Genomic DNA, 14,571 nt, shown 5'->3' on the forward strand with positions numbered 1-14,571 from the left:
GAACGGGGTTCCAGATACACACCTCCTCTGTCGAATTCTGTCACTGATACCCCAAATCACCGATGCGAACGAGTGAGATGATCACCAACACTGTCGACAGCGATTCCCATGAGACGGCGGCCGGTTCCGTTGTGAAAACACCGAACGCGTTATCCCCGTCTCTAAACTGCTCGATATATCCGTCTCCACCCTCGAGTGGGATCGAAAGCTTCCACCCCCTGCCAACCGAAAGTTGCCGTCGCCAGGCGGGCAATTGGAGCGAATCGCAGGGTAATGGACACAGCCACACATGCATGACAGTAACGAACGTGTGACATGCTGTGGAATCGCAAGAGGAGAATCCACTCGTAGGCCATCCATTTATCAGCGTTCACCACTAAATTGAGATGATGACAGGAGATAATGCGGTCTCACGACGGACGACCCTCAAACTCGCTGGACTAAGCGTCGCCACGGCCGGCCTCGCTGGCTGTCTCGGTAACGGCGACGACGGCGACACCGACCCGGATGCCTGGGAGGGCGTCGACACCATCGAACTGAACGGGCACACGAACCAGTGGACCGGTATCGCTCCCGATCCCATCGACGACGTCGAAAACCCCACGCTGGTTCTCACCGCTGGCCAGGAGTACACACTGACGTGGTACAACGAAGACGGCGCAGAGCACAACATCGCGTTCGTCGACGACGCCGGTAGCGTCATCGTCGAAACCGAGTGGACTAACGACGACGAGCAAACGCTCGAGTTCGAAGCCACCGAGGATATGGTCGAGTATCACTGTGAACCACACCAGGGGACGATGGTTGGTGACGTCGAAGTCCACTCCGACTGAACCGTTTCGGGAACCGGGAGTACGGATCAAGTTTTTGGGTTCCTCAATAACGACCATCGAAGGCGGTTCCCGCGCGCAATTTTCCCGACTCGAGTGTCTGAAACCTTCATCGATAAGCGAATAATGCCGGCAGGTGCAAGTCATCGCTATATTGAGCGGCTTGATAAAGGTCGGGCTATGGTCCAAGACGGAGACCTCTCGAGACGACGAGTACTCGGAATCGCTGGCCTCACCTTGTCGGTTGCCGTTGCCGGTTGTGGCGGCCCAGGTGAGGACGAAGGTGCGGACGATTCCATGGACGATGACCTCGTTGACGAAGAGCCGGAAGACGAGGAAGAAGAGCCAGAAGATGAGGAGGAGGAGCCGGAAGACGAGGAAGAAGAGCCAGAAGATGAGGAAGAAGAGCCGGAAGATGAAGAGGAGGAGCCGGAAGACGAAGAAGAAGAAAACTGAACGGAAAAGCCGCGAAGCAACGCTCCTTTTGTGGCGCTCGAGGCTGAGCTTGCGGTACCGTTCGGTTTTCGAACCGGTTTGCTCCGCTGAGCACCAGTCAGTCTACCCTCGAGTGCATCGTTGATAGTTGACAACAAGACGAACGTTCTCCCTCCGAACGATATATCAGGTGAAAGAGTAGCACACCCAAACTAGGGAATGGCGTGTGCCAACACATGACGCCAGCATCATGGATTAGAGCCGCTCTAAACCCAGAATAACAACATAGAAATAGTGCAAACACTTCCAGGAGATAATGACTGGAAAAAGAGATATCCTCCTCTTCCTCGGCCTTGCATTCGTCTGGGGAACGTCGTTCGCCGCTATCGAGGTTGGCCTGGCCTCGCTCCCGCCAATTCTCTTTGCGGCTCTTCGATTCGATATCGCAGCTATTGTCTTCGCACTGGCAGTCGCCCTCACCGGCGCACACTGGCGACCACGGACAGGAGCCGACTGGGCGCTCATCGGCGTCGGCGGTGGCTTGCTCATCGGCACTCACTTCGCATTGCTCTTTCTCGGACAGTCGTACGTCTCGAGCGGGGTCGCAGCCATCGTCCTTAGTCTAACCCCCATCGTGACGCCGCCGCTGGCGCTCGCATTGCTCCCTCGGGAACGAATCCGACCCCCGGCAGTCGTCGGCCTGATTCTCGGACTCCTCGGCGTCGTCGTCATCGCACTCGGTGGCGGCTCACTCGACGGTCAGGCCGTCGGCGTCGGCCTCCTCGTCGCCTCCACCATCGCGTTCGCGCTCGGCTCAGTCCTGACCGAACGAACCGAGGGAACGCTGCCAATCGTCTCGCTACAAGCCTGGTCGATGGCGCTTGGGGCTGCCATCTTACACACCCTCAGCGCGGCCCACCCCGCAGAATCCGCGACCGGCCTCGAGGTCGGTCTCCCCGCACTCGGCGCGCTCGCATACCTTGCGCTCGTCGCGACTGGCGGCGGCTTTTTCGTCTACTTCGTCCTGCTCGAGCGAATCGGTGCGACCGAGTTGAGCCTGGTCAACTACGCCGTCCCCGTCGTCGCCGCCGTCGTCGGCTGGCTCGCTCTCGGCGAGTCGCTCACCCCCGCGACAGTCGTCGGTTTCTCCCTGATTCTGGTCGGCTTTGCCCTGTGTAAACTCGGCGCCCTCTGGCAGACGGCCGCACCCGCCGTGGGCTACGGCCCCTACCGTCCGAGCGACCCCGACGGTGTCGTGGTGAGCGGGAACGTGTATCTCCCACTAGATGCGGATCGATCCCACAGTGCAGCGAAAAGTGAGTACGGTACGCCTGGCGTGAGCGCTGACTGACGCTCGAATCGAAACAGCAAAAACGACGTTTTTGAAACGGACACCGACGCACTGTCAGGCGGTGAGAGAACAGGTTACTCGAGATGAATCGCCGGGCGGAACGGTCTTGCCTGACTGGCTTTGTCGGCCGGGTCGACCGGATCTGCATCCTCGTCGTATACCTCGATGTCGGCATCGAACTCACGTTCGAGGAACGTCGTCGCCTCCTCGTAGACTGCCGTTTCCTCGATGCCTGCCAGCGTCTCGAGCGTGTCCTCGTCGCGCTCGCGAACGAACGAAACCAGGTCGCCCACGAGGTCGTTAACTGCGTTTCCTTTCTCTCGAAGTGACTCGTTTTGCATGACCTTTCCCATGACCGCACCCTGGTTCGGCCCGGTCTGGACGACGGTGTCGAACACCTGTCGCTTCCAGTCCGCGCCGACGTACACCCGAATCGTCTCCGGGTCAGTGTCGGTCACGTCGACGATGTCGCGAACGTCCTCGACCAGATTTTCGATCAGCGCTTCTTCGGCCAGCACACCCGCATCCTCGAACTCGGGAACCGGTTCCGGCCACGGCACGTCTTCGGCGGGCTCTCCGGTCAGGCGCTCGTGGAGTTCGTTTGTCATGAACGGCACGAACGGTGCGAGGAGCCGCAGTCGCGTCTCGAGCACGGTTCGCAGCGTCCACTTCGCTCCGGGGCGCTCGAGGTCGGCCCGGCGACGGTACCACTTAAGGTGTTCTTCGAAGCGGTAAAACGCGGTCTGGCTGGCAGTCCGCGTCTCGAACCGCTCCATCGCCTCAGTGACGTCCCTGACGGTCTCCTGAAGCCGAGCGAGCAGCCAGCGGTCGACCTGCTCGAGGTCGCGCTCGCCAGCATCACCGTCGATCAGTTCTGTTGCACGGTTCCAGAAGCGCTCGAGTTGATCGCGTGTCGAGCCGACCTCTTCGGCCCGCCAGTCGTAATCCTGCCACGGTTCGGAGCTGTTGAGCAGGAAGAACCGAACGGTGTCGGCCCCGTAGGTATCGATGGCCTCGCCGGGAAGGACGACGTGCCCCTTCGAGGAACTCATCTTCTCGCCCTCGAGCAGGCCCATCCCCATGATGGTGATCCCTTCGGGCCACTTGGGCTGGTCGAACAGTTCGGCGTGGTGATAGAGGAAAAAGGTCAGGTGGTTCGAAATGAGGTCGTTGGCCGAACAGCGGTAGTCGATGGGATACCAGTAGTCCCACTCCTCGCGCAGTTCAGCCGCCTTTTCGTGGTCTCCTTCACCCAACAACAGGGTGTCGAAGAACTCCCGCGTGAGTTCGTCTTCGGGGATGTTCTGTAGCCGGTGAGCAACCGTGTAGTAGGACATGTAAATCGTCGAGTCACTCAAGGGCTCGATAATGAAGTCGTCGTCCCACGGCAGCGGCGTCCCAAGACCGTAGTTACGGATACAGGGCCACTCCTGCAGCCAGTCGACCGTGTGATCGTACTGCTCGCGGGTATTCTCCGGAATCGCGTCCAGGTTGGCGACCGCCTCGCTCGCTTTCGCTTTCCAGTCGTCGTCGTTGTAGCGCAGGAACCAGGTATCCTGATACGAGACGACGACTTTCCCGCCCGCACGGGAGATGACCGGTTCGGGGAAGTCGTACATCGCGCCGAAGGCCCCCTGTGACTGGAAGTGGGCTTTGAGTTCGTCGCGAACGGCCTCGACGACTTCGCCGCCGTACTCGCCGTACTCGTCACTGAGTTCACCCTGGTGGAACTCACGGTTGTACACCTGCTGGGTCACGTCTTTCAGTTCGGGGTCGTCCGAAGAATCGATCCCTGCGGATTCGACGGCGTCCTTCGCCGGAATTTCGCCATAACCCTCGACCGTCAGGATCGGAATCGGTTCGATCGCGGCGACGACCCCGGGGTCGATCCCGTAGGCTTCGAGTCGCTCGGTGTCTGCTTTGGCCTCCTGCAAGGCCAGGTAGTCGTCTGGACTGTGCGCCGGTACGGACATGACGACACCGCTCCCGCTATCGGTGTCGACGAATCCCGCAGGGAGGATGAGAACGTCGTCACCGGTGACGGGGTTCGTAACGGTTTCTCCAACGAATGCGTCGCCGGTTACCTGCCGGTCTATCTCGACCTCGTGGTCCTGATATTCGAGTTTCTCGGCGGCTTCGACGGAGACGACCCACTCCTGCCCGTCGACACTGGCCTCGACGTACTCGCCCGCTGGATCGATGTAGGCGTTCGTTACCCCCCGAACGGTTTCCGGGCGAAGCGTCGCCATCGGGAAGGTTGCGTCGTCGCCCTCGAATTTGACGAGCGTGTACTCCTGGTATTCGACGTCCTCACCCTCGAGCAAGTCGTGGGTCGTGACCGGGTTTTCCTGTTCGGTACAGAACTTGACCGGGTGCAACCCTTTCTCGAGCAGGCCGCGGTCTTTCAGCGTCTCGTACTGCCAGGTGATAAATCGCTGGTAGCGCTCGTCGGTCGTCGTAAACTCGCGTCGCCAATCGATCGAGAGGCCGAGCTGGCGCATCCCCGTTTTGTAACTGCACGCAGCCTCCTCGATGAAATACCGGGCGTATCCCATCGGCGTTTCGAGGTTTTTGAGGTCTGCCTCGGGGACACCGAACGCATTTTGGAGGCTGTCGATCTGGCTCTCGTCGCCTTTTTTCAGGCGTTCGACCGCGCCGACGATCGGTGTGCCGGTAACGTGCCAGGCGATCGGGAACAGCACGTTGTCACCTTGTTGGCGGCGATACCGGGCGTAAACGTCCGGGACGGTGTACGTACGAGCGTGTCCGATGTGCATCCCACCACTCGGGTACGGGTACGGAACGGTCACAAACGTCGCGTCCTCGGGGTCACGGCCATCAGGATCGGCTTCGTACCGACCCGACGCGGCCCAGCGCTCGCGCCACTGGGACTCGAGTTCCTGTGGGTCGTAGCTCATACGCGCCTCTTTTCGTGGCGAGGGTAAAAGGACTCCCACATCGACCGGAAGTGAGGGGTGCGGGGACAGCTGGTTCGATTCAAACCGTTTCGAATGAAAAACAATGTGAAACCGAGCCGCCGAACCGGTGGTACCCACAGTCGGGCGACCTGAGATCACAGACGCCGCTCTAAACAGTCACAAACGGTCCAAACGATTACAAACGGGAGTGGACGGCTACCGACCTATATGTGGCCCTCGCGGAGACGAACGGACGCAATGAGCGCACTCGATACCCTCCGACGACGCACGTATCTCCAACTCAGTGGCGGCCTCGCAGCGGCGGGGCTTGCAGGCTGTCTCGGCGATGAGTCCACTGACGCGACGGGCACGCTCGAAACGAGCGTTACCGACCAGCCCGGCGACATCGCTGACTTCGAGTCGTGTGTCGTGACGATCGACGGCGTCTGGATCAAGCCTCGAGACGAAGAGTCTGGCGACGATACCGATGACCAAATGGACGACGAAACCGATGACGAGGCCGAAAGCGACGACGGCGTCGAAACACAGGACGAAGACGACGTCGACCAGGGCGACGGACGCGAGTACCTCGAGTTCGACGAACCGCAGGAAGCGGACCTCGTCGAGTTACAGGGAGAGAACACACAACTCATCGACGAGCGCGAACTCGCGGTTGGCACGTACGAGTACCTCCAGCTCGACGTGTCCGACGTCGACGGCCAACTCGAGGATGGCGGCCAGGCCGAAGTGTCTACGCCGGGCAACGCGCCGCTCCAGTTCAACCGCAAGTTCGAGATTCGAGCGGACGAACGCACTGGATTCATCGGCGACTTCACGCCCGTTCGTCGGGGGCAGACCGAACGGTACCTCCTCCAGCCGGTCGCTCGCGGCACGCGGGTGATTTACGAAGACGACGAAACCCAGGACGACGATGGCACCGAAGACGATAACGAAACGACAGATGATGCCGACGACAGTGCCGGTGAGACCGACGAATGATTCCCATCGTCGGCTCCCTGGTCACGTTCATCGTCACGCTCGCCATCGGCGCCCTGGCCATCTATCTCGCCGCTAGCTTCACCGTCAACGCCGACAGTTACACACAGGCGATCATCACCGCTCTCCTGGGGGCGTTCGCCTGGGCGCTGACTTCGTGGATTCCGCTTGTCGGGCCGCTTATCGCCCTCGTCGTCTGGATCGGCGTTATCAACTGGCGCTACCCCGGCGGCTGGACCACGGCGGCCCTCATCGGCGTCCTCGCGTGGCTATCGGCGCTGTTCATCCTCTTCATCGTCGACGCGGCACTCGGCCTGAACCTCGGCGCGTTCGGCGTGCCCGGCGCCTAACTTTCCGGCGAATCTTCCGTTCTGTTGTCTCCGGATGGGCAGATTTTATCTCCCTCGAGCGCGTACCACCGCGTATGCGACGAAATCCGTTCGAAGACCTCGAAGAGATGCTCGATCGCCTGAGCGAACAGTTCGACGGCGGCGTCGGAACGGACGGCCTCCCCGTTCCGAGTTCTGTCCCCGTCGACGTCGTCGACAGGGTCGACGAGTACGTCGTGACGGCGGACCTCCCGGGATTCGAAACGGAGGACATCGACCTCACGCTCGCTGACGGCACCCTGCGCCTCGACGCCGAGGATACGGACGAGGACGAAACCCTGGACGAACATTACATTCGCCGCGAACGCACGCAACGCTCGATCAGTCGACGGATTCGACTCCCAGAGCCGGTCGACGAGGAAGGAGTGAGCGCAGGGTACAACAACGGCGTCCTGACGGTAACGCTGCCCAAGCTCGAGGAAGGAGACGACTCGAAACAGATCGACATCGAATAGCGCAGTTGGCTTTTTCAGCGTGGCACAGCGACGGCCACACGGGACTCACTCGATGACGTGTTGAATATCGTACGAGCCGAGTCGCCGCACCCAGCCCCGTTCGGCCAGTTCCTCGAGGTCGCCGATCGCCTCCTGCGTTCGGTCCTCGTACAGGCCTGCGGCGACGTCGATGTGGAAGACGTAATCACCCAGCCGTTCGCCGCTCGGGCGAGATTCGACGCGCGTCAAGTTGATATCCCGGTCGGCAAACGGTTCGAGCAACTCGAGCAACAGGCCAGGATAGTTCGCGTTGGGGTAGACGACCAGCGAGGTTTTGCCGCCCGCCTGTGACCGGTTCGTCACCGGTGCCAGGACGAAAAACCGGGTCGCGTTCGAGGTCTGGTCCTGGATATCTTGGGCCAGAATCTCCAGATCGTCGTCAGCGTTATCCGGGTGGGCAATGCCGGCCACCGTCGGGTCGTTTCGCGCGTACTCGACACCACGGGCCGTGCTCGCGACCGCCTCGAGTTGTGCATCCGGATACGATGACTCGAGGTAGGAACGACACTGAGCCAGCGCCTGCGAGTGGCTGGCGACCGTCTCGAAGTTGGGACCCTGTGCAAGCAGGGCGTGTCGAATCGGCGTCACGATCTCACTCACGACGGCGACGTCGTATTCGGCCAGCGCGTCGAGGCTCTCGGTGACGCTACCCTCGATACTGTTTTCGATGGGGATGACCCCATAGTCGAACTCCGTCTGTGCAACGGCAGCGACGATGTCCGTCACCGACTGGCGAAAGACGATATCCTCATCGACGGCCTGCGTGGCCCGGTGGGAGTAGGTCCCTTCCGGTCCGAGTGTCACAGCTGTCATACCCGTCTAACGGTGACGGGGCCGGAAAAACGTACCGAGAGGCGCAACTCGAGGGTGCCGGACAGAGATTGAGTCGACACTCCCCCCACCCAGGGTAAGTACAGAGACGAACACCCGTCACTCGAGGGCGTAAAATACGTTGGTCGGACAACCGACCACAGGATGTTTGGGGGACGACCTCACTCGTCGAGGTGTTCGATACCCTTCTTCGAGACGTTCGCTTCGGTGATCTCGGAAGGCATCCAGTCCGGCTTGTCGTCAGGAGCTTCTTCTTCCCAGGCCCAGCCGTCGTAGATGTGGACTTTCTCCGTTCCTTTCTCTCGGAGTCGGAGTTCGACGCGGTCGGCCGCATCTTCGCTGGAGCCGGGGTCGAGTCGTCGAGCCGCTTTCAGTGCCGCCTGTCGAGGCGTGTTCCCGGAGAACACACTCGATTCGTCGCCGCCCGATTCGCGCAGTGCAAAGTTTCGCTTACCATCTTCACGTACCATGGTTTTGTACCTCCGTGTCAACCGAGAGCATGATTTACCATAAAGATATCCCCGAAAACCGAGTGACAGCGCCGGTATGTTTAAGTAGTTGGCGGTCACCATCTTTCTGCAATATCGATAGACGACGCCATCGTCTCGAATCTGATACGTTCCAGGAAAATGTGTGAGTAAGAGTCATTCGCTGTGTCGTAGAAAACACTTAAGTATATCCTACGGCGAAGTGCGTGGTAGATACCCGCGATGGTACGGAAAAAGAAGCTGAGTCCAAGCGGTGCCAAAGACGACGAGGGCAACTATCACAACGTTCACCTCAACCTGCACGAGGACGAACTTGCAGTCGCGGGCATGGATATCGGCGACGAGGTGTTCGTCCGCGTCCGAGACGGCAAAATCATCATCCAGAAAGCCGACGAAGACGAGGTCGAACACGAGTTCTAGCCGTTCACCGTTTTTGCACCTGAAGTAACCCCTCGAGAGAGCGTGAGCGCTGCCTCTCTGGACGATACAACCGGCCCATCGACGGTCGGCCCGGATATCTCGACCGTGCGGTCGGGGTTGCTGGCTACCGCCTGTACCACCGGAAGTTGCGACCCGTTCTCGAAAGAACACCTCGCAACCGCGTCTCTCGCTTACCGTAAGGCCTCGAGGTCGAACTCGAAGCCGGCGACGGGGACCTCGAGATCGTGTTCGACGAGGACTTTCGGGTGGACTTCACCGATAACACCGACTTCCACACCGTCGATGACGACGGCCGCAGTGCGACCGTCGATGTAGGCGGGATGATCGGTTGGCGGCGTCTCGAGGTCGCCCCCGAAGCTCTTGACCAGCGCCTGCAAGCGCGCTTTCGCGTCCTCGAAGGCGGCATCGTGGCGGGCGAGGACGGCAGCGACCGCACGACCCTCGCTGACGCCCGTGTTCTCGCCGTCGTCGACTTCGGCGTGGAAGCCGATTTCGGCCAGGTCCTGCGGGTAGCGTCGGTGGGTATTGTTCTCAAGAACCATCAACAGTGACGGGGTAACCCAGGTCCGGAGCATGGTGTAATCCTCGCTGTAGGGGCCTTTGATGGTCGCTGGCTCGCCTGCACCGTAGACGGTTTCCGCTGACCCGGTGGTGTCGTCGCTGTCAGCCTTACCGGCCCCCGAACCGCCCCGTTCGAGGTTCATTCGCTCGAAGTTCTCGGCCTCGCTGATCATGTGGAAATTGAGCAGGTCCTGAAAGCCAAGGCCGACCAGCCGGGTGCGCACGGCGTTCTCGAGTCGAGAGCGTTCGTGACGTCCACCAATCGTACCCACGTCGGGATACCGTGGTTCGAGGTCGTTGAACCCGTAAGCGCGCCCGAGGTCGTCGATCACGTCCAGCGGATGGAGGACGTCGACGCGGTACGGCGGGATGGTGACTTCGTACGCGCGGTCTTCGGCCGCCCCATCGCCGTCGCCAACGAGCGTCGCCTCGAGGCCCGAGCGTTCGGCCAGATCGATGACCTCCTCGCTCGACAGTTCGATGCCGAGGATGGTCTCGATTCGGTCGTGGGTAACGGTCTTGGTCTTCGTCGAGAAGTCCGGGCGAACCAGTTCGCGGCCGCCAGCTACACGCCGGCTTCCGTTCGAGTCCGCGTTTGCGGACTCGTCATCACCGTACTCAATGGTGACCTCCTCGATAGTCGCCCCGCGGGCAGCCAGTGCATAACAGACGATGTTCAGCATGCGGTCGATGGTCCACTGGTCCGTGCCGGTCATCTCGACGAACAGGTCCCGCGAGTCGGTCGAGACCTCCGTTCGGCGGCCGTTGATCACCGGCGGGAACGAGAACAGCCCGATATCGTCGTAGATGGCGGGGTATCGGTCGTACGCGCTCACCAGGTCCGCGTAGGTTTTCCCCGTCTGGTGGTCCTCGAGGACGTCGGCCGGCGTCATCTCCCGGTCGGCGTCGAGGGGAACGAACCGGTCGCCGTCGGGTTCGACGCCGACGTACTCGATGGTAGGGTTGCCTTCGGTTGCGGGCGCACCCCGAAGCATCGTCAGGTCGTGAATACCGATAGCGCCCTTCGCACGCTTTCGTCCCATCGTCGCGTGCAGTTTCTCCTGCAGTTGAATCAACGAGTCGAGCGCGTCGTCGTCGAGGTCGACGCCGCGAATCACCGCGCCCGTGACGTACGGTCGTTCGTCGGGCACCGAGGAATCGACCGCTATCGTCCAGTCCGGACTGTTCGTCGACGGGACGGATACGCCTCGCGCGTCACCGTACTGATACCGAAGCGAGCGAGCGACACCTTCGACCGAGAGTCGATCCAGGCGGTCCGGCGCGAACTCGAGTTCGAACTCCCCATCTTCGGTCTCGCCTTCGTACTCGAGGCCGAGGCCGAACAGGTCGGTCTTGAGGTCGTCGTCGCTTTTGTCCTCGTGACCGGTCAACTCGCGCAGTTCGTCCGGGTCGATTTCGACGGTTGGCATCAGTAGGTCACCTCCGTATCCCGCAGCAGTTCCAGGTCACACAGCGTGCCGTGGATGTCGCGAATGTCCTCGAAACCGTACATCAACATGAGCAGGCGCTCTAAGGCCAGCCCCCAGGCCATCACGTCACACTCGACGCCGAGTGGCTCGAGCATCTCCTCGCGGAAGATACCCGAGTTGCCGATTTCGACGAGTTCACCGGTCGTCGGATGGGTGCCGAACAGTTCGAAACTCGGCTCCGTATACGGGTTGTAGTGGGGTTTGAACTCGATATCGTGGATACCGAACTGGGCGTAGAACTCCTCGAAGGTGCCCATCAGGTCCCGCACCGAGAGGTCCTCGGCCATCACCCAGCCTTCGATCTGGAAGAACTCGAGCAAGTGCGTCGGGTCCAGCGTGTCGTTTCGGTACACCTTCTCGACGCTGAAATACCGCTGTGGAGGCTCGAGGTCGCCGATCTGTTCGCCGGAGAGATAGCGTGCCGAGAGCGACGTCGTGTGCCCGCGAAGGGCAATCGCGCGGGCGAAGTCCTCGTCCCACGGCGAGTTGTACCCTTCGCCGTCCGGTCCGACACCCTCGCGATGAGCGCGCTCGACGCGTTCGACGAGGTCCCCCGGCAAGTGCTCGATGTGGGTCGGACGCTCGAGGGCGAACCGGTCCCAGTGAGTCCGCGCCGGGTGGTCCTGTGGCATGAACAGACAGTCGTTGATCCAGAAGTCCGCGTCGGCGTGTGGCCCTTCCATCTCCTGAAAGCCCATGCCGACGAGCGTGTCTTTGACGCGTTCTGCGGTCTGGCGCAGAATGTGGACGTTGCCGCCGTCGACGACCTCCGCGTCCGCTTCGACGTTGTACTCGGTGAACTCGGCCTCGCGCCAGTCGCCGCTCGTGAGCAGGTCGGGCGTGACCTGCCCGACCGTTTCGGCGGCCGAGACGCCGGCCATCAGTTCCGTCACGCCGGCCTCGGTGAGCGTCACCGAGCGGACCGTCGTCTCACGGCGCTCGAGCAAGCCACGGCGCTCGAGTTGCTCGAGCACGCCGTCGTCGGCCTCGAGGGAATCTGCATCGACCTCCTCGTCGCGCTCGGCCAGCGTCTCCAGTGCGGCCCGTTCGGCGTCCGCCGTCGGGTCCGCGTCGGGGTTAGCGGTCACCTCACCGCTGTCGATGACGCCGTAGCCCTTGCGGGCGTAGTTCGAGAGCGCGATGTTGACCTGTGGTCCCTCGAGTCCCGAGCGGCCGATGACCGGCCCCATCTCGACGGGGTCGTCGTCGGCACCCGCCTCGAGCGCGGCCTCGTAGAAACGCGTCTCGGGGAGGCCATCGGCGGCGTACTCGGCTCCCTCCTCGGTGAGCGTGATCGTTTCGTCGACCGCCTCGCTGATAGCGACCAGACCGGCCTCCTCGAGTTCGAACACCGCGCCGGTGACCGTCTCGGGTGGCAGGTCGGTCGCGCTCGCGAGGGCATCGACGGACTGTGCCTCGTCTGCGCTCGCGGTCTCGAGGACCGCGACCTGTGCTGATGGAAGTTGCATTCGCTTGTTCGTATGGCTGCGTGTCGGTCAGTTAGCGGTTCCGATGTTCCGCGACTCGAGGCCGTCGGGTCGCGATGGAACGGCCGGTTTCGTCGTGACGGGCCTTTCGGCGCGTCAGGAGTCCGCCGGTCGGCTTACAGGTGGGCGAAAAAGGCGGCCGGTTTCGGCGGCCGAAAGCCGAATCCCGACGGGAAAAGCCGTAGCTGTGAGACGATTCCAGCACGACATCGGGATTGTGGTGCCATACTTCGACGGTCGCCCGGTATCTCGAAAAACGTTGTGGTCATCCGTTCGAGACTCGCGTCGTCTCGAGGCCACCGGACTGCACCCAGACGAACCCCGACTGCTCGGCGGCGGCCTTCGCTTTCGGCAACGCGGCGGGGTCGAACGTCTCCTCGAACGTCATCCGCGTCTCCGTTGGTTCAACCGCTGGTAACTCGGGCAGGAACGAATCGTCCTCGAGCAGGCCGCTAACGGAGACGTTCTGACCGGTTCCCATCGCCGCACCCAGCGCGAGATACTGTTCGTCTTCGTCCTGCGTTTCGCCCGTTCCGAACGACTCGTTCGAGACGCGCGTGGTACTCACGCTCCCCGACAACGAACCGAAGCCGTCATCGTCTGCCGTGGCCGCCCGGTCCGAAGCGGCCTCTCTCGAACGCGCAGCGTCGAACGCGTCGTTGGTTCCCGCGGTCTCGCTCGTGGTGTGAGCCCCTGTGAACTCGTTCGCGGAATCGGAACGTCCCGTCTCGCTCGCGAGCCCCGTACGCTCGTTCGAGTCACCCCTCCTCGAGTCCCCGGTGTGCGACCTGTTCGTCCCTCCAGAGCACGAACGCTCCGCCCCGCCAGAGCGCGATACTGTCGGCGAACCGCCAGATAGCACGTAGCCATCGCGTTCACGAGTCGTCTCCGCGGACGACGTCGACTCTTCGTTCCACAACGAAGCTCCATCGTCTCGGGCCCAGACCGGTTTCTCTGTCGTCGATTCGTCGCTTTTGCCCCCCTCATCCCTACATTCGTCGCTTTTGTCTCGCCCGTCGCTCGATTCGGCCTCCTCGATCAGCGACACCTCGGGTGTCGTTTCTGGAGCGCCGGTGTTGCCCCCGACGCCAGTCGAGTCCGTCGTCGCCCCTCTCGAGGGACCAGCCGTCCCGCTGCGGACGCGCCGTTGAGAACGCTCGAGTGCCCACTCGGGCCAGTGGCTATCGCCGTCGACTGACACCACAGCGTCAGAGGAGTCCGACGTATACGTCTCGAGCGAGGCCGCTGGTAACAGCGGGCGGTCGAACGCCGCAATTCGATCACCGTAGTCTGCACACACTGCCTCGAGTGCCGTCTCGTCGACCAGTGCGGCCCGCCAGCGGTCGACGCCCCGAGAGAGCAAGACGAACCCCGCGTCGGTTCCGTACAGGATATCTGACTCGAGTTGGTGGAGGATCGCCGGCAGATTGTCCCGCTCGAGCGGTGTCTTCGGATACGAGAGCGTCGTCTCCCGACTTCGACCAGCGGGATCGGTTGCCCGCAGTCGCCACTCGAAGCCGCTTCGTTCGAACGTCACCGTCCACTCGATCGACTCGAACGCGGCCGTCAGTTCCCGTTCGAGGGTCTCCTGACTGTATCTGGCCGAACAGTCGATACCGCGGGGAGACCCGGAAATCGTCCGACGAAGGAACGTCGTCCGGTCGCGGGCGTCGTCCAGCGCCGTCTCCAGGACGGTCTCGAGTTCGGCAGATTCCTCGCCCGGCAGTCGCTCGCTATCGTGTTGGGCACGCAGATCACCCCCCTCGACGCCGAACCGACCGAGGACGTCGGCACAGACGATGGAGTCGCCATCGACCGCACTCGAGCGCCGCCGGATCATATCGACACACACGTCCTCGA

Annotated in this window: 13 protein-coding genes; 7 read left to right on the forward strand and 6 right to left on the reverse strand. The window is 61.9% G+C overall.

Annotated elements, in window-relative coordinates:
- The first annotated feature begins 389 nt into the window (after positions 1-389).
- The 3 genes from NLK60_RS09545 to NLK60_RS09555 all read left to right on the forward strand — a co-directional run bounded on the left by NLK60_RS09545 (position 390) and on the right by NLK60_RS09555 (position 2,616).
- Positions 390-833, forward strand: coding sequence for a plastocyanin/azurin family copper-binding protein (locus NLK60_RS09545; protein WP_254807566.1), 444 nt, complete (start codon positions 390-392; stop codon positions 831-833).
- 177 nt (positions 834-1,010) lie between these two features.
- A complete protein-coding gene (locus tag NLK60_RS09550) occupies positions 1,011-1,286 on the forward strand; it encodes a hypothetical protein (RefSeq protein WP_254807567.1) in 276 nt (91 codons plus the stop codon).
- A 295-nt stretch (positions 1,287-1,581) separates the two neighbouring features.
- Positions 1,582-2,616 (forward strand): DMT family transporter, encoded by a 1,035-nt coding sequence (locus tag NLK60_RS09555; protein WP_254807568.1) that lies wholly within the window; start codon positions 1,582-1,584, stop codon positions 2,614-2,616.
- Between the two features lie 74 nt (positions 2,617-2,690).
- Here NLK60_RS09555 and leuS read toward each other — a convergent pair whose 3' ends face one another.
- Entirely contained in the window at positions 2,691-5,534 is a 2,844-nt protein-coding gene (leuS, locus tag NLK60_RS09560; protein ID WP_254807569.1) for a leucine--tRNA ligase, read from the reverse strand.
- A gap of 258 nt (positions 5,535-5,792) precedes the next feature.
- On the opposite strand from leuS, the gene NLK60_RS09565 reads away from it, so the two are divergent.
- From NLK60_RS09565 to NLK60_RS09575, 3 genes are all read left to right on the forward strand, one after another.
- On the forward strand, positions 5,793-6,533 hold the full coding sequence (locus NLK60_RS09565) for a DUF4382 domain-containing protein (protein ID WP_254807570.1): 741 nt from the start codon (positions 5,793-5,795) through the stop codon (positions 6,531-6,533).
- A complete protein-coding gene (locus NLK60_RS09570) occupies positions 6,530-6,880 on the forward strand; it encodes a hypothetical protein (RefSeq protein ID WP_254807571.1) in 351 nt (116 codons plus the stop codon). The genes NLK60_RS09565 and NLK60_RS09570 overlap by 4 nt, the downstream gene beginning before the upstream one ends.
- A 74-nt stretch (positions 6,881-6,954) precedes the next feature.
- Positions 6,955-7,374, forward strand: a complete 420-nt coding sequence (locus tag NLK60_RS09575; RefSeq protein ID WP_254807572.1) for an Hsp20/alpha crystallin family protein — start codon at positions 6,955-6,957, stop codon at positions 7,372-7,374.
- Between the two features lie 45 nt (positions 7,375-7,419).
- Here the strand turns inward: NLK60_RS09575 and pheA are convergent, their stop codons facing one another.
- A complete protein-coding gene (pheA, locus tag NLK60_RS09580; RefSeq protein ID WP_254807573.1) occupies positions 7,420-8,226 on the reverse strand; it encodes a prephenate dehydratase in 807 nt (268 codons plus the stop codon).
- 179 nt (positions 8,227-8,405) lie between these two features.
- A complete protein-coding gene (locus NLK60_RS09585; RefSeq protein ID WP_254807574.1) occupies positions 8,406-8,714 on the reverse strand; it encodes a non-histone chromosomal MC1 family protein in 309 nt (102 codons plus the stop codon).
- A 240-nt stretch (positions 8,715-8,954) separates the two neighbouring features.
- Between NLK60_RS09585 and NLK60_RS09590 the strand changes: the two genes are divergently transcribed.
- A complete protein-coding gene (locus NLK60_RS09590) occupies positions 8,955-9,152 on the forward strand; it encodes a hypothetical protein (RefSeq protein ID WP_254807575.1) in 198 nt (65 codons plus the stop codon).
- A gap of 191 nt (positions 9,153-9,343) precedes the next feature.
- Here the strand turns inward: NLK60_RS09590 and pheT are convergent, their stop codons facing one another.
- From pheT to NLK60_RS09605, 3 genes are all read right to left on the reverse strand, one after another.
- A complete protein-coding gene (gene pheT / locus NLK60_RS09595; RefSeq protein ID WP_254807576.1) occupies positions 9,344-11,164 on the reverse strand; it encodes a phenylalanine--tRNA ligase subunit beta in 1,821 nt (606 codons plus the stop codon).
- Positions 11,164-12,693: a phenylalanine--tRNA ligase subunit alpha gene (gene pheS / locus NLK60_RS09600; RefSeq protein ID WP_254807577.1), complete on the reverse strand. Its 1,530-nt coding sequence runs from the start codon at positions 12,691-12,693 to the stop codon at positions 11,164-11,166. Before pheS ends, pheT begins: the two co-directional genes overlap by 1 nt.
- 283 nt (positions 12,694-12,976) lie before the next feature.
- Positions 12,977-14,551, reverse strand: a complete 1,575-nt coding sequence (locus NLK60_RS09605; protein ID WP_254807578.1) for a hypothetical protein — start codon at positions 14,549-14,551, stop codon at positions 12,977-12,979.
- Positions 14,552-14,571 lie beyond the last annotated feature (20 nt).

Origin of the sequence: Natronosalvus amylolyticus, from assembly GCF_024298845.1 — an archaeon.
Classification (GTDB): Archaea; Halobacteriota; Halobacteria; order Halobacteriales; family Natrialbaceae; genus Natronosalvus; species Natronosalvus amylolyticus.